This is a genomic window from Streptomyces aureoversilis, assembly GCF_042657885.1.
Classification (GTDB): Bacteria; Actinomycetota; Actinomycetes; order Streptomycetales; family Streptomycetaceae; genus Streptomyces; species Streptomyces aureoversilis.
Genome location: NZ_JBHSKJ010000002.1, coordinates 333,678 through 353,745 on the forward strand (window position 1 = coordinate 333,678; position 20,068 = coordinate 353,745).

Sequence of the window (20,068 nt, forward strand, 5' to 3'; positions counted from 1 at the left end):
GTCATACCGGGGTAGCACCGGTAGCAGGCGCACGCCGTCACGGAGGGTCACAATTCGGCGAGCAACTGGGCCTTCTTCGCGCTGAACTCGTCGTCCGTGAGCAGCCCCGCGTCGTGCAGCGCGCCCAAGTGGCGGATGCGGTCGGCGATGCCGCCCGGGTCGGGCCGGGCGCCCGGGACGCGCGCTCCGGGCGAGGCCGGGGAGGCGGCCCGGACGGCCTGCAGGACGGCCGCGGCGAACGGCAGCGACTCGTGGAGGAGCCCGTAGCCCATGCCGAAGACGACGGCCGCCGGATCCTGGTCGGCCTGGCCCGGCGGCCCGCCCTCGGCGCCGCGCGGCACGAGCCGCAGGTAGCCGCCGGCGATCTCGGGGGAGCGCCACTGGACGCCCGAGAGCTCCTCGACGGCGAACCGCTGGTCGCCGGCCTTCCACTTGGCGGAGGACGCGCCGGTCCAGAACCACCGGAAGGCGACGGAGGCGCCGTCGAAGGAGGCCTTGCCGTCGTAGGCCTTGAAGGATGCCGGGGGAGTGGGGGCGGCGACCAGGGGGCGCTGGGCGGGCACGGCCGCGTCCGGGCCCAGCGCGGCCCGTATCTCGTCGGCGTAGTACTCGGCGAGGGCGTCGCGCTCGGCGGGCAGCACCAGCCGGTAGGGGTCGCTGCCCTCCTTGAGCTGGCCGTCGGCGACGTCCATCAACGGATCGGCGCCCGGTCTCGGCACCGCACGCAGTACCACCGTCCCGCGCTTCCCCGGGGCCTGCTCGACGGCCGCGAGCGCCTCGTAGGGGATGCGTCGTTCACCGAGCGCCTGGAGCAGCTTCGGTGTGCGGATCCCCCGTTCGAAGCGGATGAGCACGGAGTCGGTGTCGAACTCCCAGACGGTGTGGAAACCCGTCAGCACATCACCCATGCCGTCATCGTATGCGTCGCCCGCTCGCGCGTCCCCCCTGCGGGGAGCGGGGAGCTACGCGCGTCGTCCGTCCCTGCGCTCCCGCCCGGCGTGCGGTCCGGCCCGGCTCGTACCGCTATGCGCCTTCGGTGCAGGAGGCGTCCGCGTCCGCGCAGGCGACCGTCGCGGGGGCGCCGACGCCGATGCCGGCGAAGTTGGCGAGGCTCGTCGTGCCGGGCTCGAAGTAGCCGGCGTGGCCCTCCGCGCCGCGGGCGGACAGCACCCGCGCCCCGAAGCCCTGCGAGACGGGGTCGGCGCCGTGGCCGAGGCCGCCGACCTCCAGGTGGGGGACGCCCTGGATCCAGTCGTCCGGGTCGCGCATGGCCCATATCCGGGCGCTGGTCCGCAGCTCGGAGACGTGCTCGGCGCGCATCCCGGGGCTGCCGGCCACCGCCACGTCGGTGACCCGGGACGGCATCTCGCGCGCGGCGATGCCGCACACCACCGAGCCGTAGCTGTGGCAGAAGAGGGAGACCCGCGAGGCGCCGGGCAGCGCCCGCACGGCGGCGCGCAGCCGCAGGGCGCCCTCGGTGGCGAGCTTGCCGGTGGCGGCGTCCATGCCCACCCCGGCGGGCGAGGTGTAGTCGGCCCAGGCGATGACGGCCGTACGGATGCGGGGGTCCGTCTTGCGCTCGGCGGCGTAGAGGGAGCGGGCCATGCCCACGGGGGCGCTGTAGGCCCGCTGGGACTTCTCGAACGTCAGCAGGTTGGTGTCGACGCCGGGGACGACGACGGAGACCCGCTCGGCCCGGTCGAGGTCGCCGATGACCTCCGCGACCCGGCCGGCGCCGGTGGGGTCGAAGGCGAGGATCTGCCGCCCGCCCTCGCGCAGCGACTCGAAGCGGTGCATGCGGCGCACGGCCTCCTGGCGGCCCACCGGGCTGAGGCCGCTCGCGTGGCTGCGGCGCTTCTCGACGGCGCGCGCCCGGTCGAGGGCGACGCGGTTGGCGCGGTAGCGCAGGACGGCCGGGGCGCCGTTGAGGTTGCCGACGACGAAGGGGTGGTCGTCGGCGAGCCGGGCCTGCTGGGCGCCGGTGAGGGAGGCGAAGAAGCGGGCCACGGCGTCGGGGGCCGTCCCCGGGGCCGGCAGCGGTCTGCCGGCTATGGAGCCGTGCAGCCAGGCGCTGAGCGAGACCGTACGGGCGTCCCCGGCCGCCTTGTGGCTTCTGACGGCCGTCCAGCCGGTCGTCCCGAGCATCACGAACACCACGGCCAGGGCGAGCAGCGCGCGCCACACGGTGGCCGTGGTCGTCCACGGTACGGAGGAGGGGGAGCCGAGCTCCGGGAAGGAAGTCACCGCGAAACACAGTAGGAGAAACGCGGCGGCGACTGCGAAGTCCGTGAGCTATCTCACGTTTGAGTGGGGGTAATTGGGCACATGCGTGGGTTTCTCGATCAGGCGCGCCAGTTTCCGGCCAAAGCCGGACCCAGCTGGTCCAGATAGGCCACGGTGAGCAGCCGGAGGTCCTCCAGGCCGCCCTCCCCGCGCTCGCCCCAGATCCTCGCCGTGACGCGCATCACCCCGCCGAACGCCGCCACGAGCACGTGCGGCCGCGGGTCGGTGCCCAGGTCCAGGCCCTCGCGCCGGGCGATCTCGCGCGTCAGCTGCTCCTCCACCTCGGAGAGCTTCCGCAGCCGCGCCGCCAGCAGCTGGGGCGTCGACTCGACCATCCGGTAGGTGCGCATGTGCAGTTCGAGCGGCACCACCGACTCGATGACCTCGCTCGCACCCTCCCAGGTGGCGAGCACGGCGCCGCGCAGGGCGGGCAGCGGCGCCTCGGCCGCCGGGCGGGAGCGCAGCGTGGCCAGGAAGAGGGCGTCCACGGAGGTCTGCATGGCCAGCGCGACCTCTTCCTTGTTCGCGAAGTAGCGGAAGAAGGTGCGCTGGGAGACCTCGGCGGCCTCGGCGATCTCGTCGACGGTGGTGCGCTCGTAACCCTTGAGGGCGAACAGCTCCAGGGCGGACCGGATGAGGGTGTCCCGCGTGCGCCGCTTCTTGCGCTCGCGCAGACCGGACGGCGGCGCCGTACGCGCCGCCGAGTCCTCGATCGCCGGCATCGTTCGTCTCTCCTCCGCCACGTTTGTGCTGCTCAGAATAGCCGCGCAGAAAAGTGACAGGCATCAGCGGATGCGGTCGACGGCCAATTGGCAGGCACTGACATAATTCTCCCATGACGTCTCAGACCGCTGTCGCCGAGGCGCAGCCGGACCTCGGGCCCCGCAAGGGGCTCCGCGGCCACCCCTGGCTGACCCTCTTCTCCGTGGCGATAGGCGTGATGATGGTCGCGCTCGACGGCACGATCGTCGCCGTCGCGAATCCCGTCATCCGGGATGACCTCCACGCCTCGCTCGCCGATGTCCAGTGGATAACCAACAGCTACCTCCTCGCCCTCGCGGTCGCGCTGATCACCGCGGGCAAGCTGGGTGACCGCTTCGGTCACCGGCTGACCTTCCTCATAGGTACCACCGGCTTCGCCGTCGCCTCCGGAGCCATCGCGCTCTCCGGCAGCGTGTCGGCCGTCGTCGCCTTCCGGGTCCTCCAGGGCCTGTGCGGGGCGCTGCTGATGCCGGCCGCGCTCGGCCTGCTGCGCGCCACCTTCCCGGCCGAGAAGCTCAACATGGCCGTCGGCATCTGGGGCATGGTGATCGGCGTCTCGACCGCCGGCGGCCCGATCCTCGGCGGCGTCCTCGTCGAGCACGTCAACTGGCAGTCCGTCTTCTTCATCAACGTGCCGGTCGGCGCCCTCGCGCTCGCCCTGGGCCTGGTGATCCTCAAGGACCACAGGTCCGACCACGCCCCGCGCTCCTTCGACCTCCCCGGCATCGGCCTGCTGTCGGCCGGGATGTTCTGCCTCGTCTGGGCGCTGATCAAGGCCCGGGACTGGAGCTGGGGGGACGGCAAGACCCTGCTGTTCCTGGGCGGGGCGGCCCTGGCCCTCGTCCTGTTCGTCCTGTGGGAGACCAGGGCCCGCGAGCCGCTGCTGCCGCTGGGCCTCTTCCGCTCCGTACCGCTGAGCGCGGGCACCGCCCTGATGCTGCTGATGGCCTTCGCCTTCATCGGCGGGCTGTTCTTCGTCACCTTCTACCTGCAGAACGTGCACGGCATGAGCCCGGTCGACTCGGGTCTGCACCTCCTGCCGCTGACCGGCATGATGATCGTCGCCTCGCCGCTCGCCGGGGCGGTCATCACCCGGCTCGGGCCCCGGATCCCGCTGGTCGTCGGCATGCTGCTGACCACCGTGGCGTGCTTCGGCATGTCCCGGCTGGAGGCCGGCTCCGGCACGGGCGTGATGTCGGTGTGGTTCGCCCTCTTCGGCCTCGGCCTGGCCCCGGTCATCGTCGGCGCGACCGAGGTCATCGTCGGCAACGCCCCGCTGGAGCACGCGGGCGTCGCGGGCGGCCTGCAGCAGGCCGCCATGCAGGTGGGCGGTTCGCTCGGGACGGCCGTGCTGGGCGCCGTCATGGCCGCCCGGGTCGACAACGCCCTGCCCGGCAAGTGGGCCGGCGCGGGGCTGCCCCCGGGCAGGCCGGAGGAGATGGCGCAGGCCGCCGACGCCGTGGCCGTCGGTGTGCCGCCGGTGCCCCCGGGGACCCCGCCGGACGTGGCGGGGAAGATCGCGGGCGTCGCGCATGACACTTTCGTGTCAGGGATGAGCCTGTCCTTCACCGTCGCCGGCGTCGTCGCGGCCGTCGCCGCCGTGGTCGCCCTGTTCACCAAGCGCGGATCCAACCCCGAGGCCGCGGCCGGAGCGGGCCACATCTGAGCCCGTCCGGACCGCTTCCCCTATCAGGGCCCCGCACCGCGGGGCCCTCTTGGCATCCGGAATCACTCCCGTCAGGATGCGGAATGCAACACCATCGACACAGGGAGTGATGCTCATGCGTACGATCCGCACCGCCGCCGCCGTCACCGCCGCGGCTGCCGCGCTGGCCCTGTTCTCCGCGCCCACCGCGGGCGCCGCGGGCACGGCCGGCCAGGGGCGGCTCGGCACCTGCGCCGCCGGGCAGCTGTGCCTGTGGACGAAGGCCGGCTTCCACGGGACGCGCAGCACGAGCGAGCTCGCGGACATCGGCGTCGAGGACTGCGTGGCCTTACCGGCGGGCGTCAGCGCGGTCTCGCTGGCCAACCGCACGGGGCGGCCCGTCACCACGTATCAGAGCGCCACCTGCGCGGAGACGGGTGAGTTCAACACGTACCCGTCGGGGACGTGGGTCCCGGAGAGCCCGTACGTCGTCCGGGCGTACAAGGTCTGGGAGCACTGACCGCCCCCGGAACCGCCGGTGCCCCCGGGCCAGCATCGCTGGCCCGGGGGCACCGGCAGTGAAACGGGGTGACTGCTTACGCGTCGCCGCCCGCGGCGCCCGGGTCGGCCGCCGTGACGTCCAGCAGCTGGTAGCGGTCCACGGCCTGCTTCAGCAGGGAGCGGTCCACCTTCCCCTGCTTGGCGAGCTCGGTGAGCACGGCCAGGACGATCGACTGGGCGTCGATGTGGAAGAAGCGGCGGGCCGCACCACGGGTGTCGGCGAAGCCGAAGCCGTCGGCACCCAGCGACTGGTACGCACCCGGCACCCAGCGCGAGATCTGGTCCGGAACGGCCCGCATCCAGTCGGACACGGCCACGAACGGGCCCTCGGCGCCCTGGAGCTTCTGCGTGACGTACGGCACGCGCAGCTCCTCCTCCGGGTGCAGGAGGTTGTGCTCCTCCACCTCGATGGCCTCACGGCGCAGCTCGTTCCAGGAGGTCGCCGACCAGACGTCCGCCTTGACGTCCCACTCCTCGGCGAGGATCTTCTGGGCCTCGATCGCCCACGGCACCGCGACGCCGGAGGCGAGGATCTGGGCCGGGATCGCGCCCTTCTCGCCCTGCGCGAAGCGGTACAGACCCTTGAGGATGCCCTCGGCGTCCACGTCCGCCGGCTCGGCCGGGTGCTGGATCGGCTCGTTGTAGACGGTCAGGTAGTAGAAGACGTCCTCGGCGTTCTCGCCGTACATCCGGCGCAGACCGTCCTTGACGATGTGCGCCATCTCGAAGCCGAACGCGGGGTCGTAGGAGACGACGCCCGGGTTGGTGGACGCCAGCAGCTGCGAGTGGCCGTCGGCGTGCTGCAGGCCCTCACCGGTCAGGGTGGTGCGACCCGCCGTGGCGCCGAGCACGAAGCCGCGCGACAGCTGGTCGGCCATCTGCCAGAACTGGTCGCCCGTGCGCTGGAAGCCGAACATCGAGTAGAAGACGTAGACCGGGATCAGCGGCTCGCCGTGCGTCGCGTAGGCGGAGCCCGCCGCGATCAGGGAGGCCGTGCAGCCCGCCTCGGAGATGCCGTCGTGCAGCATCTGGCCGGTCGGCGACTCCTTGTACGCGAGCAGCAGCTCGCGGTCCACGGACTCGTACTGCTGGCCGAGCGGGTTGTAGATCTTGGCCGACGGGAAGAACGCGTCCATGCCGAAGGTGCGGTATTCGTCGGGGGCGATCAGCACGAAGCGCTTGCCGATCTCCTTGTCCCGCATGAGGTCCTTCAGGATGCGGACGAACGCCATGGTGGTGGCGATCGACTGCTGGCCGGAGCCCTTCTTGGCGCTCGCGTAGACCTTGTCCTCCGGGAGGGCCAGCGGCTTCGACCGGTCGACACGGGTCGGCACGTAGCCGCCGAGCGAGTTGCGGCGGTCGTGCATGTACTGGATCTCCTCCGAGTCGCGACCCGGGTGGTAGTACGGCGGCAGGCCGGACTCCAGCTCCTTGTCGGCGATCGGGATGTGGAGGCGGTCGCGGAAGCGCTTGAGGTCCTCGACCGTGAGCTTCTTCATCTGGTGGGTCGCGTTGCGGCCCTCGAAGTTCGGACCGAGGGTCCAGCCCTTGACCGTCTGCGCGAGGATCACGGTCGGCTGGCCCTTGTGGGCCTTGGCCGCCGCGTACGCCGCGTAGATCTTCTTGTGGTCGTGACCGCCGCGGCCCAGGTGCAGGATCTGGTCGTCGGTCATGTTCTCGACCATCTTGCGGAGACGGTGGTCGTCGCCGAAGAAGTGGTCGCGGATGTACGCACCGGTCTCGGTGGCGTACGTCTGGAACTGGCCGTCCGGGGTGCTGTTGAGCTTGTTGACCAGGATGCCGTCGCGGTCCTGGGCCAGCAGCGGGTCCCAGGAGCGGTCCCAGACGAGCTTGATCACGTTCCAGCCGGCGCCGCGGAACTGCGACTCCAGCTCCTGCATGACCTTGCCGTTGCCGCGGACCGGGCCGTCGAGGCGCTGCAGGTTGCAGTTGACGACGAAGGTCAGGTTGTCCAGGCCCTCACGGGCGGCGATGGACAGCTGGCCGAGCGACTCCGGCTCGTCCATCTCGCCGTCGCCGAGGAACGCCCAGACGTGGGACTTGGAGGTGTCGGCGATGCCGCGCGCCTGCATGTAGCGGTTCATGCGGGCCTGGTAGATCGCGCCGAGCGGGCCGAGGCCCATCGAGACGGTCGGGAACTCCCAGAAGTCCGGCATGAGGCGCGGGTGCGGGTAGCTGGAGAGGCCGTAGGGGGCCTTGGACTTCTCCTGGCGGAAGGAGTCCAGGTTCCGCTCGGAGAGCCGGTCCAGGAGGAACGCGCGGGCGTAGATGCCCGGGGAGGCGTGGCCCTGGAAGAAGATCTGGTCGCCGCCGTCGCCCTCGTCCTTGCCGCGGAAGAAGTGGTTGAAGCCCACGTCGTACAGCGAGGCGGAGGAGGCGAAGGTGGCGATGTGGCCGCCGACGCCGATGCCGGGGCGCTGGGCACGGGAGACCATCACGGCCGCGTTCCAGCGGGTCGCGTTGAGGATCTTGCGCTCGATCTCCTCGTTACCGGGGAAGAACGGCTCGTCCTTGGTCGCGATCGTGTTGACGTAGTCCGTGCTGCGCATCTCGGGCACCGCGACGCGCTTCTCGCGTGCGCGCTCGATCAGGCGAAGCATGAGGTAGCGGGCACGTTCCCGGCCTCGCTCATCGACGGCTGCGTCGAGCGAGTCGAGCCACTCCTGGGTCTCTTCGGGATCGAAGTCCGGGACCTGGCTGGGAAGGCCGCCAATGATGATCGGGTTGCGATCGGATCCGGAAGCCACGCTGTTCCTTCGCTGTTCGGTGGTCGTGCTCTGCACGCGATGTTGCTGCGCACGCGGTCAAATATGGCTCTGCTTATGTCGCGCCGGTCCCATCGTGGACCGCGGCGGCGGAAACGTCATCTCTACTGGGCGGTAACCACCACTGGTGAGACGAAGCAGCGTTTGTCGGTCGCCCGGGGCGGCCAAATCGCAACCTTACGCCCCCAAAGAGGGTTCCCTGTGTACGGCTGTTCGGGGTCGGCCCGGGTCATCACATGGAGTAACTTCGCAAAACCGGCAAAGTTCTGTGTTGTGAATCACTCGCCCCTCCTGCCTCATGGTTGGAGTTGCCATAGGACGTCCCCGTCCGTCAACGTTTCGGCGGTCTCGATGGCCGGGTACTTGCGCGATCCGTCCGTCACGTGTGGACTACGCCCATCGTTTCGCGTACGCGCGAGGCGAATGCAACGTCTCGAAGGATGACAGGAGGAAATCCGTGAGCGCGACCGCGGACCACGCGGAGGAGCGGACCAATCCGGCTGCAAGGCTGGGTTTCGAGCCCGGGCAGGTGGTCCAGGAGATCGGTTACGACGACGACGTCGATCATGATCTCCGTGAAGGTATCGAGTCCATCATCGGCCAGGACCTCGTTGACGAGGACTATGACGACGTGGCCGACGTCGTCCTGCTGTGGTTCCGGGATGAGGACGGAGACCTCACGGACGCGCTGGTGGACGCCATCGGTCTGCTCGAGGACGGCGGCAACATCTGGCTGCTGACGCCCAAGACCGGCCGCGACGGCTACATCGAGCCGAGTGACATCCAGGACGCCGCGCAGACCGCCGGGCTCTCGCAGACCAAGAGCATCAGCGTGGCCAAGGACTGGACCGGCACCCGTCTGGCCGCCCCCAAGCGCTAGGAACGCCGCCGGCCCCCGGGCCCGCCGCCGGAAGAGCCGCCGCCGCGCCCCCCGACAGCACAGCTGCCGGGGGGCGCGGTGCATCGCGGGGAGCGCACAGTGACACACTGGGCGCCCTACCCGCCGGTGGCCGGGTCCGGACGCGGACCCCGGGCCGGCCCCTGCCGAGATGAGGGATGGAACATGGCGATCGAGGTCGGCACCAAGGCCCCGGACTTCGCGCTGAGGAACCAGCACGGCGAGACCGTCCGGCTCTCCGACTACCGCGGTGAGAAGAACGTCGTCCTGCTCTTCTACCCCTTCGCCTTCACCGGCGTGTGCACCGGCGAGCTGTGCGCCCTGCGCGACGAGCTGCCCAAGTTCGTCAACGACGACGTCCAGCTGCTCGCCGTCTCCAACGACGCCCCGTTCTCGCTGCGCGTCTTCGCCGAGCAGGAGGGTCTCACCTACCCGCTGCTCTCCGACTTCTGGCCGCACGGCGACGTCAGCCGCGCCTACGGTGTCTTCGACGAGGAGAAGGGCTGCGCGGTGCGCGGCACCTTCATCATCGACAAGGAGGGCGTGGTGCGCTGGACCGTCGTCAACGGCCTGCCCGACGCGCGTGACCTGGACGAGTACACCAAGGCGCTCGCGGCTCTCTGAGCTCTCTGAAGCTCTCTGAGCAAGAAGTATGTAATCGGTGGGAACCGGTCACTAGGATCCACACGTTGACCGGATGCCATCGCACACCGGGGGCGCAGGTGGAGACCTACCCCCTCGAACTCGAACCAATGGAGGACTCGTGGGAGTCAGTCTCAGCAAGGGCGGCAACGTCTCGCTGACCAAGGCGGCCCCGAACCTGACCGCGGTCATCGTCGGTCTCGGCTGGGACGCCCGTACCACCACCGGTACGGACTTCGACCTGGACGCCAGCGCACTGCTGACGAACGACCAGGGGAAGGTCGCCAACGACCAGAACTTCGTCTTCTTCAACAACCTCAAGAGCCCCGAGGGCTCCGTCGAGCACCAGGGTGACAACCTCACCGGTGAGGGCGAGGGCGACGACGAGGTCATCAAGGTCAACCTGGCCGGCGTGCCCGCCGATGTCGCCAAGATCGTCTTCCCGGTCTCGATCTACGAGGCCGAGTCGCGCCAGCAGAGCTTCGGCCAGGTCCGCAACGCCTACATCCGCGTCGTGAACCAGGCCGACAACGCCGAGCTGGCCCGCTACGACCTCAGCGAGGACGCCTCGACCGAGACCGCCATGGTCTTCGGCGAGCTCTACCGCCACGGCGCCGAGTGGAAGTTCCGCGCCATCGGCCAGGGTTACGCCTCGGGCCTGCGCGGTATCGCCCAGGACTTCGGCGTCAACGTCTGACCGACAGGCCATCCGCGTCCGGCGCCGCACCCCCGTTCCCGGGAGTGCGGCGCCGGACGCGCACGGTGCCCCCGCTGCCCGAGGGCGCCGCATCTCGACCGGGGAGGAAACAAGATCATGGGCGTCACGCTCGCCAAGGGAGGCAACGTCTCCCTCTCCAAGGCCGCACCCAACCTCACCAATGTGACCGTCGGTCTCGGCTGGGACGCGCGATCCACCACCGGAGCCCCCTTCGACCTGGACGCCAGCGCCCTGCTGTGCGCCACGGGCCGGGTGCTCGGCGACGAGTACTTCGTCTTCTACAACAACCTCAAGAGCCCCGAGGGCTCCGTCGAACACACCGGCGACAATCTCACCGGTGAGGGTGACGGGGACGACGAGACGATCCTGGTCGACCTCACCAAGGTCCCGGCCGCCTGCGACAAGATCGTCTTTCCGGTCAGCATTCACGACGCCGATGCCCGTGGCCAGAGCTTCGGCCAGGTCAGCAATGCCTACATCCGCGTGGTCAACCAGGCCGACGGCACCGAACTCGCCCGCTACGACCTCAGCGAGGACGCCTCCAGCGAGACCGCGATGATCTTCGGCGAGGTCTACCGCTACGGCGGCGAATGGAAGTTCCGGGCGGTGGGTCAGGGGTACGCGTCGGGCCTGCGCGGCATCGCCCTAGACTTCGGGGTCAACGTTTCGTAAAGCCGCGCACGGCGCGGGGGAAACCCCATAACGAAGGATTGGGTAGCCAGTGCTCCTGAAAACCTTTGGTTGGTCGTTCGCCATCACGGCGGCCGGACTGGCCCTGGCCGGTGTCCTCTGGGGGTGGCAGGGACTCGCGATCGTCGCGATGCTGTGCGTCCTCGAGATCTCGCTCTCGTTCGACAACGCGGTCATCAATGCCGGAATCCTCCGGAAGATGAACCCGTTCTGGCAGAAGATGTTCCTGACCCTGGGCATCCTCATCGCCGTCTTCGGCATGAGGCTGGTGTTCCCGGTCGTCATCGTCGCCATCACCGCGAAGCTGGGGCCGATCGAAGCGGTCAAGGTCGCCATTCAGGATCACGACCGGTACGAGGCGCTGGTCACCAGCGCCCACCCGGCCATTGCCGCCTTCGGCGGCATGTTCCTGCTGATGATCTTCCTGGACTTCATCTTCGAGGACCGGGACATCAAGTGGCTCGGCTGGCTGGAGAAGCCGCTCGCCAAGCTCGGCAAGCTGGAGACCCTCTCCATCGTCGTCTCCCTCGTCGTTCTCCTGATCGCCGCCACGACCTTCGCCACCTCCGTCCCGGTGCACGACGGTGAGGGCACGATCGACAAGGCCACCACCGTCCTGCTCGCCGGAATCGGCGGCCTGGTGACATATCTGATCGTCGGTGGAATCTCCGACTTCTTCGAGAACCGCCTGGAAGAGGACGAGGAGGACGAGGACGACGAGGAGAGCGAGGGCGCGGCCGCGAAGGACGCGGCGCCCGCCGCCGCGAAGCAGGGCAACGGCTCGGTCGTCGGCCTCGCCGGCAAGGCCGCCTTCTTCCTGTTCCTCTACCTCGAGGTCATCGACGCGTCGTTCTCCTTCGACGGTGTCATCGGCGCCTTCGCCATCACCAACGACATCTTCGTGATGGCCCTCGGCCTCGGCGTCGGCGCCATGTACATCCGGTCGCTGACGGTCTTCCTCGTCCGCAAGGGGACCCTGGACGACTACGTCTATCTCGAGCACGGCGCGCACTACGCCATCGGTGCCCTCGCCGTCATCCTGCTGATCAGCATCAAGCACGAGATCCCCGAGGTCGTCACCGGCCTCATCGGCGTGGCCCTCATCGGGCTGTCCTTCATGTCCTCCGTGATGCGCAACCGCAAGGAGGCGGCGGAGGGCAATGGCTCCGGCACCAAGTCGGAAGTCACTTCCGGGGTGTGACCCACGCTTCCGGGGAGTGACCCACCCTTTCCGGGGTGTGACGCCTTCCGGGGTGTGACCCTGGCACATTTGAGGAACGCTCTCAGCGGGGCGGTCGTGAGGCTCACCTCACGGCCGCCCCGCGGCAGTTGAGCGGGAATGTGCAAAAAAAGGGGTGGGGTTCCTATGACGTTCCGGGACAGGTTCTTCAGCAACTGGGGGCGCGCGGCCGCCCAGCAGCTCGACTTCGGCGGTGCGCACGGCGCCGTCGAGCTGACCAAGCGTCATCCCTCGTTCTCGCTCAGCAAGCAGGGGGCGGTCACCGGCAATCTCCGGGTCAACCTCTCCTGGCGGATGCGCACCTCGGACTTCGGTGACCGGCGCGGCCGCATCCAGGGTCTGCGGCACCCCATGCGGAAGTTCCGGCCCGAGATGGTGCAGGCGCAGGGCCCCGCCATGGTGAACGTCGACCTCGACCTCGCCTGCATGTACGAGCTCCAGGACGGCGCCAAAGGCGTGGTGCAGCCCCTCGGGAACATACTGGGCAGCATCAACAGCCCGCCGTACGTCCAGCTGAGCGGCGACGACCGGTTCGGCTCCGGGTCCGGCGAGACGATCTACATCAACATGGACCACCGCGCCGAGATCAAGCGACTGCTGATCTTCGTCTACATCTACGACGGCACCCCGGCGTTCGACCGTACGCACGCCACGGTGACGCTCTACCCGGGCAACGGCCCCCGGATCGAGATCGCCCTGGAGGAGCGTGCGCCGGAGGCGCGGTCGTGCGCCGTGGTGATGCTGGAGAACGTCAAGGGCGAGATCATCCTGCGGCGCGAGATGAAGTACGTGTACGGCTTCCAGGCGGAGCTGGACCGGTTGTACGGGTGGGGGCTGCAGTGGGGGAGGGGGTACAAGACGAAGGTGTGACCGCCCACGCCTGACGGAGGCGGTCACTGCGAATCTTCAGCCGTCCGGCGCTCGGGGACCGGGGTCCGGGGCAGAGCCCCGGGGCGGTGCTGCGGTCGGCGGCTCCCCGCGATCAGCGGTTCGGCAGGAACTGCGGCCCCTGCGGAGGCAGCCGGAAGGACGGGTCCGGCACCGGCCGGTACGGCGGCGGATACCCGTAGGACGGCGCACCCACCGCGGGCGCGGGCTGCTGCGGGTAGCCGTACGCCGGCTGCGGCGGCGCCACGGGTGCCGCCGGGGCCACCGGCGGCATCGCGGGCGGCGGCGGATACCCGTACCCCGGCTGCGGCTGCGGCTGCGGCTGCGGCTGTGCCGGCGGCGCAGGCTCAGGCGTGCGCTCCGGCTCGGGCGCGGGGACGGGCGTGGGGGCGGGCGCGGGCGCCGGTGTGGGCGTCGGTCCGCCCGTCGGTGCGGGGAGCGGCGCCCCCTCGGGCGCCCCCGTGGGCACGCCCCCGTCGTCGCTTCCCGTCTCCTCGGACTCGTCGACCGAGATCCCGAACTCCGTGGCCAGTCCGACCAGCCCCGACGCGTAGCCCTGCCCCAGCGCCCGGAACTTCCAGCCCTCCCCGCGCCGGTAGATCTCCCCGCAGATCATCGCGGTCTCGGAGCCCGTCTCCGGCTGGACCTCGAACAGCGCGAGCGGCTCCCCGGTCTGCCCCGGGGGGACCGCCGCCGCGTCGTAGACCAGGACGCACAGGTCCCGGACCCGGCCGAAGTCGCCGCCGTCCGCCGAGGCGGCCAGCACGACCCGCTGCACCGACGGCTCCAGCGCGGTCAGGTCGGTCTCGATCGCGTCCGTCAAGCCTTCGACCAGCCGTTTCTTGGCCAGGTGGCGGACGGCGCCGGAGGGGTGGCGGGGCTGGTTGTAGAAGACGAAGTCCTCGTCCGAGCGAACGCGGCCCTCCTCGCCCACGAGCAGGGCGGAGGCATCCACGTCCGGGACGCCCGGGCCGGGGGTCCAGCGCAGTACGGCCCGCACGGCGCGGGCGTCCAGCGGGATGTTCGACCCCTTCAGCATGGCGTGCGTCATGTCCGCAATCCTGCCCTCCCACGGCTGCGGGGGACAACGCAGGGGGCGGCGGCGGTGGCGACGATCACGAAACCGGCACACGGCGCCCCCGCCGGCTCCCCGTGCCGACACTTCGGGGACCCATACGGGGCCCCAGATTTTCATGCATTTGGGGAACTCTTGACCCGTCGCCGGACGTACGATAATCGGCCACACTTCTGCCCGGACGAGCCGGTGGGAGGTCGTGGCTACGGGGAGAGTAATGAGGCATTTCGAACACCTTGCGCCCTCAGTGCGGAATGGACTGTTCCACCGGGAGCCGGTCGCCTTCGACGCCGGCTCTCCGGCCCGTACGCTCTCCGTCGCCCTCGGCGCCACGCTCTACAGCCCCGCCACGCGGCCCGCCCTCGCGGCGGACATCGCCAAGCAGGCCGGGCGCGGCGTCGTGTCCATGGTGCTCTGCCTGGAGGACTCCATAGGCGACCACGACGTCGTCCCCGCCGAGGAGAACCTCGTCCGGCAGTTCACCGCGATGGACGCGGCCGGCGGCCAGGTGCCCCTGCTCTTCATCCGCGTGCGCGAGCCCGCCCAGATCACCGATCTCGTGCGGCGGCTCGGGCCCGCCGTCCGGCTGCTCTCCGGCTTCGTCCTGCCGAAGTTCACCGAGGAGCGGGGCGTGCCCTTCCTGGAGGCGCTCACCGCGGCCGAAGCGGAGTGCGGGCACCGGCTCTTCGCCATGCCCGTACTGGAGTCGCCCGAGCTGCTCCACCTGGAGACGCGGCGCGAGGCCCTCGCCGGGATCGCCCGCACCGTCGAGAAGTACCGCGACCGGGTGCTCGCCCTGCGGCTCGGCGTCACCGACTTCTGCTCCGCGTACGGGCTGCGCCGGGCGCCCGACATGACCGCCTACGACGTCCAGCTCGTCGCCTCGGTGATCGCCGACGTCGTGAACGTCCTCGGGCGGGCCGACGGCACCGGGTTCACCGTCACCGGCCCGGTGTGGGAGTACTTCAGACAGCACGAGCGGATGTTCAAGCCGCAGCTGCGGCGCACGCCCTTCGCCGGGCCCGCGGAGGAGCTGCGCACCGCCCTCATCCAGCACGACATGGACGGGCTCCTGCGCGAGATCCAGCTCGACCGGGCGAACGGGCTCCAGGGCAAGACCTGCATCCATCCCTCGCACGTCGCGCCCGTTCACGCCCTGTCCGTCGTCAGCCACGAAGAATTCAGCGACGCGCAGGACATCCTGCGGCCGGAGCGGGACGGCGGCGGCGTGCTGCGGTCCGCCTACACGAACAAGATGAACGAAGTGAAGCCGCACCGGGCCTGGGCCGAGCGGATCATGCTGCGCGCCGAGGTGTTCGGCGTCGCGCGGGAGGACGTGAGCTTTGTGGAGCTGCTGGCGGCGAGTGTGGGGGCGGGCGCGTGAGCGCGGGCATGAGTGGCGGCGTGGGCGAGGTGTGGTCGGGGCAGTGGGTCGCCGAGCGGCTCGGCGTCTCCCTGGACGGTGACGCGCAGCTGCGGGGGCTTCTGGGGCTGGCGCTGAGGAGGAACCCGAAGCGGGCTCATCTGCTGGTGTCGAACGTGCTGGGCAAGCACGTGCCGGCGTCGCCGGCGGCGGTGTACGAGTCCGGGGCCGGGCTCGGGCGGCGGGTGCGGGCGCTGCTGGGCGACGGGGAGGCGGCGCGGGCCGTCGTTCTCGGGTACGCCGAGACGGCCACGGGGCTGGGGCATGCCGTCGCGGATGGGCTGGGCCTCGCTCCGTATCTGCACTCGACGCGGCGGGCTGTGGCGGGGGTCGCGCCGGTCGGTGGCTTCGAGGAGGAGCACAGTCACGCCACGTCGCACCTGCTGCTGCCGGAGGATTCGGGGCTGCTGGGGGGCGACGGTCCGCTCGTGCTTGTCGACGACGAGTTCTCCACGGGGCGGACGGTTCTGAACACGATCTCGGCGTTGCACGCGCGGTTCCCGCGGGCGCGGTATGTGGTGGTTGCGCTGGTCGACATGCGGTCGGCGGCGGACCGGGCCGGCCTGGAGGCCTTTGCCGAGGGGCTGGGGGCCCGCGTGGACCTGATCGCCCTGGCGTCGGGGACCGTGGGGTTGCCGGAAGGGGTGCTGGAGCGCGGGCAGGAGCTGGTGGCGGAGCGGGAGGCTGCTGCGTCTGCGTCTGCGTCTGCGTCTGCGTCTGCGTCTGCGGGTGCGGGTGCGTCTCGGGTCCGGCGGCGGGGGCTCCGGGGTGGGGGTCCGGGGCCGTATATTTACGGGCCCGTGCCCGGCGACGCAGCGGAGCCCCCTTCCTCATCGGGCCCGCAAATACACGTCAGCGCCCCGGACCCCCACCCCTGCGCCCCCACCACCTCCCGCGTAGACCTCCCCTGGCCGGCCGGCGTCCCGGACGGCGGCCGCCACGGCTTCACCCCCGAGCACAGGGCATCTCTGGAAGCTGCGCTGCCGGCGATGGCAGCCCGGCTGGCACACAGTGTTGTGGGCAATCGTGCCGCTGGGGCGGCACGGGTGGGCACAACACGGCCCGCAGGCGACGACGGTGCTCACACCCCGCGGCGCATCCTCGTCCTCGGCAACGAGGAGTTGATGTACGCACCGCTGCGCCTTGCCGGCGCGCTGGAAGACGCCCTCGACAGCGCCGACGTCTTCTTCTCCACGACCACCAGGTCACCCGTGCTGCCGGTGGACGACCCGGGCTACGCGATCCGTTCGCGGATCACCTTCCCGGCGCACGACGCCCCCGACGACGGCCCGGGCGACCGCTACGCGTACAACGTGGCGGGCGGCGGCTTCGACGCGGTCGTGGTCGTGGTCGACTCCCGCGGTGACACCGCCGAGCTGCACGCCCCGGGCGGCCTGCTCGACGCGGTCGCCCCGCACACCGGTCAGGTGCTGCTGGCCGTCGTTCCCTCCTACGTTCCCGAGGTCGCTTCCTCCATGCCAGAACCGCTCAGAGGCCCCGCCTTCTCCTCCTACGAGCCGGAGGACGTCGGCTGGCTCCTCCAGGACCTTTCCGGTGTCGAGCTGGAGGCGCCCACCGAGGAGCGCGAGGAGGCGATTCAGAGCGGCGGTGCGCACTACGCCGAGTCGCTGCCCGTCGAGTACCAGCCGAGCGAGCAGTACCAGGCGCTCTTCCACGCCGCCCTGGAGTCGTCGGCGGGGCGCATGGCCCGTGCCGTGGGGGCCGTCACCGAGACCGTGCTCGCCGAGCGTTCGCCGCGGCCGGTGCTCGTTTCGCTGGCCCGGGCGGGGACGCCCGTGGGGGTGCTGATGCGCCGCTGGGCGCGGCACGCGCACGGTCTGGACCTGCCGCACTACGCCGTCTCCATCGTGCGGGGCCGCGGCATCGACCGTGTCGCCCTGCGCTGGCTGGCCGAGCACCACGACCCCGCCGATGTCGTCTTCGTGGACGGCTGGACGGGCAAGGGCGCCATCACCCGCGAACTGGCGGCAGCGCTGGAGGAGTTCCCCGGCTTCGACCCGCGGATCGCCGTGCTGGCCGACCCGGGACAGTGCGTGGACACCTACGGCACGCGGGATGACTTCCTCATTCCGTCCGCCTGCCTCAACTCGACTGTTTCCGGGCTGATTTCCCGCACCGTCCTGCGCCCTGACCTGGTCGGGCCGGAGGACTTCCACGGCGCGAAGTTCTACAGCGAGCTCGCCGGGGCCGACGTGTCCCGGGCCTTCGTCGACGCCGTCACCGCCCGCTTCGGCGAGGTGGAGGAGGACGTGGCGCGGGACGCCAAGGAGCTGGCCGCCGCCGACCGGACGCCCACCTGGGCCGGCTGGGCCGCCGTGGAGCGGATCAGCGAGGAGTACGGCATCCACGACGTCAACCTCGTCAAGCCGGGGGTGGGGGAGACCACCCGCGTGCTGCTGCGCCGCGTCCCGTGGAAGATCCTCGCCCAGCGCGGGACCGGGGAGGACCTGGCCCACGTGCGGCTGCTCGCCGAGCAGCGGGGCGTGCCCGTGGAGGAGGTGGACGGGCTGCCGTACAGCTGCGTCGGCCTCATCCACCCCCGCTACACCCGCGGCGCGACCGGCGCCGACGGCAAGGCGGTGACCAAGTGACCGTCGTCGTCGCCAGTGATCTCGACCGCACCCTCATCTATTCGGCCGCGGCGCTCGACCTCGCCGGGCCCGACGCCTCGGCGCCCCGGCTGCTGTGCGTCGAGGTCTACGACCGCAAGCCGCTGTCGTACATGACCGAGACCGCGGCCGGCGTGCTGGCGGAGCTGACCGCCTCCGCCGTGTTCGTGCCCACGACCACCCGGACGCGCGAGCAGTACGGGCGGATCAGCCTGCCCGGCCGGCCCCCCGCGTACGCGATCTGCGCCAACGGCGGGGAGCTGCTCGTCGACGGCGAGTCCGACCGCGCCTGGCGGGCCGGCGTGGAGCGGCGGATCGGCGCCGAGTGCGCCGCGCTCGCCGAGGTGCGCGCGCACCTGGTGCGGACCGCCGACCCGGCGTGGCTGCTCAAGGAGCGCACCGCGGAGGACCTGTTCGCCTACCTCGTCGTGGACCGTTCCCTGCTGCCCGGCGAGTGGGTCGCGGAGCTCGCCGAGTGGGCCGGTTCCCGCGGCTGGAGCGTGTCCCTGCAGGGCCGCAAGCTCTACGCCGTGCCCCGGCCGCTCACCAAGAGCGCCGCGGTCGCCGAGGTCGCGCGGCGCACGGGAGCGACCGAGGTGCTGGCCGCGGGGGACTCCCTGCTCGACGCCGACCTGCTGCTCGCGGCCGGCCGCGGCTGGCGGCCCGGTCACGGCGAACTCGCCGACTCCGGCTGGTCCGCACCGCACGTCACGGCCCTGGAGACGCGCGGCGTGGCCGCGGGGGAGGAGATCCTGCGGGCTTTCACGGGCGCGGCGGCGTAGGCTCGTTCGCGTTTGCGACAAGTCGCCGGCGAGTCGAGGAGACCCCCGTGGGAGAGTTCAAAGGCACTCCGATCACGCCCGAGCTGCACGCCTACGTGCTCGCTCACAACCCCCCGCTCGACCCCGTGCAACGCGGGCTGGTGGAGACCACCCAGCGGGCCCTGCCCGACCACGCGATCAAGCAGATCGCCGAGGAGCAGGGGGCGGTGCTGGCCTTCCTCGTCCGGCTGACCGGCGCCCGGCACGTCGTGGAGGTCGGCACCTTCACCGGCCTGTCCGCGCTCTTCATGGCCCAGGCGCTGCCCGAGGGCGGCAGACTCGTCGCCCTGGACATCTCCGAGGAGTGGACGGCCTACGCGCGCCAGGCGTGGGAGCAGGCGGGCGTCGACGGCCGCGTCGACCTGCGCATCGCGCCCGCGCTGGACTCCCTGCGAGCCATGCCCGAAGAGCCCCACGTCGACCTCGCGTTCATCGACGCCGACAAGGACAACTACATCAACTACTGGGAGGAGCTCGTCCCGCGGATGCGGCCGGGCGGCCTGATCGTGGTCGACAACGTGCTGATGATGGGGACCGTCCTCGACCCGGGGAACCACCCCATGGGGGCCGCCGTGCGGCAGTTCAACACGCACGTGGCGGCCGACAAGCGCATGGAGTCCGTGATGATCACGGTGGCCGACGGGCTGACCCTCGCACGGCGCGTGGGCTCCTAGCCGCCGGGCGCGCTAGGAGCAGCAGCCGCCTCCGCAGCAGCCTCCGCCGCCACCACCCTGCGGGGCCGGCGCGGAGGACGAGCCGCCGCCTGTGACGGCCACGGCGGACAGCAGCTTCACCGTGTCCTCGTGCCCCACGGGACACGTGGCGGGCGCGCCCGACTCGGCCATGGGACGGGTCAGCTCGAAGGTGTCACCGCAAGCACGGCAGCGATATTCGTAACGAGGCATGCGGGCAGCATAACCAGGCCCGAGTACCGGTGAGGCCCCACAGTTGTGCCCACCCTCCCCCAGCTACCGCTGGGGGTGCCCCCAGCCCCAGCGGCACGGTT

18 protein-coding genes are annotated in these 20,068 nt (G+C 70.9%); 12 read left to right on the forward strand and 6 right to left on the reverse strand.

The genetic code is table 11. From position 1 onward, the window contains the following. Window positions 1-47: 47 nt before the first annotated feature. From ACFPP6_RS04355 to ACFPP6_RS04365, 3 genes are all read right to left on the reverse strand, one after another. Window positions 48-908, reverse strand: coding sequence for a DUF4429 domain-containing protein (locus ACFPP6_RS04355; RefSeq protein WP_382037385.1), 861 nt, complete (start codon window positions 906-908; stop codon window positions 48-50). A 115-nt stretch (window positions 909-1,023) separates the two neighbouring features. Further along, window positions 1,024-2,244: an alpha/beta hydrolase gene (locus tag ACFPP6_RS04360; RefSeq protein WP_382037387.1), complete on the reverse strand. Its 1,221-nt coding sequence runs from the start codon at window positions 2,242-2,244 to the stop codon at window positions 1,024-1,026. A 98-nt stretch (window positions 2,245-2,342) separates the two neighbouring features. Further along, on the reverse strand, window positions 2,343-3,005 hold the full coding sequence (locus tag ACFPP6_RS04365; RefSeq protein ID WP_382037389.1) for a TetR/AcrR family transcriptional regulator: 663 nt from the start codon (window positions 3,003-3,005) through the stop codon (window positions 2,343-2,345). Between the two features lie 113 nt (window positions 3,006-3,118). On the opposite strand from ACFPP6_RS04365, the gene ACFPP6_RS04370 reads away from it, so the two are divergent. Together ACFPP6_RS04370 and ACFPP6_RS04375 are read left to right on the forward strand one after the other, a co-directional pair. Next, on the forward strand, window positions 3,119-4,711 hold the full coding sequence (locus ACFPP6_RS04370; protein WP_382037391.1) for an MFS transporter: 1,593 nt from the start codon (window positions 3,119-3,121) through the stop codon (window positions 4,709-4,711). Window positions 4,712-4,826: 115 nt separating this feature from the next. Continuing rightward, window positions 4,827-5,210: a peptidase inhibitor family I36 protein gene (locus tag ACFPP6_RS04375; protein ID WP_382037393.1), complete on the forward strand. Its 384-nt coding sequence runs from the start codon at window positions 4,827-4,829 to the stop codon at window positions 5,208-5,210. A 76-nt stretch (window positions 5,211-5,286) separates the two neighbouring features. Here the strand turns inward: ACFPP6_RS04375 and aceE are convergent, their stop codons facing one another. Continuing rightward, a complete protein-coding gene (gene aceE / locus ACFPP6_RS04380) occupies window positions 5,287-8,019 on the reverse strand; it encodes a pyruvate dehydrogenase (acetyl-transferring), homodimeric type (protein WP_382037395.1) in 2,733 nt (910 codons plus the stop codon). Between the two features lie 475 nt (window positions 8,020-8,494). Here aceE and ACFPP6_RS04385 point away from each other — a divergent pair, with 475 nt between their 5' ends. The 6 genes from ACFPP6_RS04385 (at window position 8,495) to ACFPP6_RS04410 (ending at window position 13,095) form a co-directional block, all read left to right on the forward strand. After that, complete coding sequence (locus ACFPP6_RS04385) at window positions 8,495-8,917, forward strand: DUF3052 domain-containing protein (protein WP_058044591.1); 423 nt, start codon at window positions 8,495-8,497, stop codon at window positions 8,915-8,917. A gap of 183 nt (window positions 8,918-9,100) precedes the next feature. Continuing rightward, entirely contained in the window at window positions 9,101-9,559 is a 459-nt protein-coding gene (locus tag ACFPP6_RS04390) for a peroxiredoxin (RefSeq protein ID WP_058044592.1), read from the forward strand. 139 nt (window positions 9,560-9,698) lie between these two features. Continuing rightward, window positions 9,699-10,274 carry a TerD family protein gene (locus ACFPP6_RS04395; RefSeq protein ID WP_168091353.1) on the forward strand — a complete coding sequence of 192 codons (576 nt, stop codon included), beginning with the start codon at window positions 9,699-9,701 and terminating at the stop codon, window positions 10,272-10,274. Between the two features lie 117 nt (window positions 10,275-10,391). Beyond that, window positions 10,392-10,967 carry a TerD family protein gene (locus tag ACFPP6_RS04400; RefSeq protein WP_058044594.1) on the forward strand — a complete coding sequence of 192 codons (576 nt, stop codon included), beginning with the start codon at window positions 10,392-10,394 and terminating at the stop codon, window positions 10,965-10,967. Window positions 10,968-11,016: 49 nt separating this feature from the next. Continuing rightward, window positions 11,017-12,186, forward strand: a complete 1,170-nt coding sequence (locus tag ACFPP6_RS04405; RefSeq protein ID WP_382037398.1) for a DUF475 domain-containing protein — start codon at window positions 11,017-11,019, stop codon at window positions 12,184-12,186. Window positions 12,187-12,351: 165 nt separating this feature from the next. Further along, window positions 12,352-13,095, forward strand: a complete 744-nt coding sequence (locus tag ACFPP6_RS04410) for a TerD family protein (protein WP_382037400.1) — start codon at window positions 12,352-12,354, stop codon at window positions 13,093-13,095. 112 nt (window positions 13,096-13,207) lie between these two features. Here ACFPP6_RS04410 and ACFPP6_RS04415 read toward each other — a convergent pair whose 3' ends face one another. Further along, window positions 13,208-14,164 (reverse strand): TerD family protein, encoded by a 957-nt coding sequence (locus ACFPP6_RS04415; RefSeq protein WP_382037401.1) that lies wholly within the window; start codon window positions 14,162-14,164, stop codon window positions 13,208-13,210. 241 nt (window positions 14,165-14,405) lie between these two features. On the opposite strand from ACFPP6_RS04415, the gene ACFPP6_RS04420 reads away from it, so the two are divergent. The 4 genes from ACFPP6_RS04420 to ACFPP6_RS04435 are packed head-to-tail and all read left to right on the forward strand — an operon-like array spanning window position 14,406 to window position 19,736. After that, window positions 14,406-15,572 (forward strand): HpcH/HpaI aldolase/citrate lyase family protein, encoded by a 1,167-nt coding sequence (locus ACFPP6_RS04420; protein WP_382037403.1) that lies wholly within the window; start codon window positions 14,406-14,408, stop codon window positions 15,570-15,572. Window positions 15,573-15,580: 8 nt separating this feature from the next. After that, the gene (locus ACFPP6_RS04425; RefSeq protein ID WP_382037404.1) at window positions 15,581-18,223 is read left to right on the forward strand and encodes a phosphoribosyltransferase; all 2,643 of its coding nucleotides are present in this window, start codon (window positions 15,581-15,583) and stop codon (window positions 18,221-18,223) included. Continuing rightward, window positions 18,220-19,023: an HAD family hydrolase gene (locus tag ACFPP6_RS04430; protein WP_382037406.1), complete on the forward strand. Its 804-nt coding sequence runs from the start codon at window positions 18,220-18,222 to the stop codon at window positions 19,021-19,023. Before ACFPP6_RS04425 ends, ACFPP6_RS04430 begins: the two co-directional genes overlap by 4 nt. A gap of 47 nt (window positions 19,024-19,070) precedes the next feature. After that, a complete protein-coding gene (locus ACFPP6_RS04435; protein ID WP_382037408.1) occupies window positions 19,071-19,736 on the forward strand; it encodes an O-methyltransferase in 666 nt (221 codons plus the stop codon). 12 nt (window positions 19,737-19,748) lie between these two features. Here the strand turns inward: ACFPP6_RS04435 and ACFPP6_RS04440 are convergent, their stop codons facing one another. Beyond that, window positions 19,749-19,967, reverse strand: a complete 219-nt coding sequence (locus ACFPP6_RS04440) for an FmdB family zinc ribbon protein (protein WP_382037410.1) — start codon at window positions 19,965-19,967, stop codon at window positions 19,749-19,751. Window positions 19,968-20,068: the final 101 nt, after the last annotated feature.

Coding starts and splice junctions, on each gene's coding strand:
- ACFPP6_RS04355 (WP_382037385.1), bottom strand. CDS start 908: ATGGGTGATGTGCTGACGGGTTTCCACACCGTCTGGGAGTTCGACACC.
- ACFPP6_RS04365 (WP_382037389.1), bottom strand. CDS start 3,005: ATGCCGGCGATCGAGGACTCGGCGGCGCGTACGGCGCCGCCGTCCGGT.
- ACFPP6_RS04370 (WP_382037391.1), top strand. CDS start 3,119: ATGACGTCTCAGACCGCTGTCGCCGAGGCGCAGCCGGACCTCGGGCCC.
- ACFPP6_RS04375 (WP_382037393.1), top strand. CDS start 4,827: ATGCGTACGATCCGCACCGCCGCCGCCGTCACCGCCGCGGCTGCCGCG.
- ACFPP6_RS04390 (WP_058044592.1), top strand. CDS start 9,101: ATGGCGATCGAGGTCGGCACCAAGGCCCCGGACTTCGCGCTGAGGAAC.
- ACFPP6_RS04400 (WP_058044594.1), top strand. CDS start 10,392: ATGGGCGTCACGCTCGCCAAGGGAGGCAACGTCTCCCTCTCCAAGGCC.
- ACFPP6_RS04410 (WP_382037400.1), top strand. CDS start 12,352: ATGACGTTCCGGGACAGGTTCTTCAGCAACTGGGGGCGCGCGGCCGCC.
- ACFPP6_RS04415 (WP_382037401.1), bottom strand. CDS start 14,164: ATGACGCACGCCATGCTGAAGGGGTCGAACATCCCGCTGGACGCCCGC.
- ACFPP6_RS04420 (WP_382037403.1), top strand. CDS start 14,406: ATGAGGCATTTCGAACACCTTGCGCCCTCAGTGCGGAATGGACTGTTC.
- ACFPP6_RS04425 (WP_382037404.1), top strand. CDS start 15,581: ATGAGTGGCGGCGTGGGCGAGGTGTGGTCGGGGCAGTGGGTCGCCGAG.
- ACFPP6_RS04440 (WP_382037410.1), bottom strand. CDS start 19,967: ATGCCTCGTTACGAATATCGCTGCCGTGCTTGCGGTGACACCTTCGAG.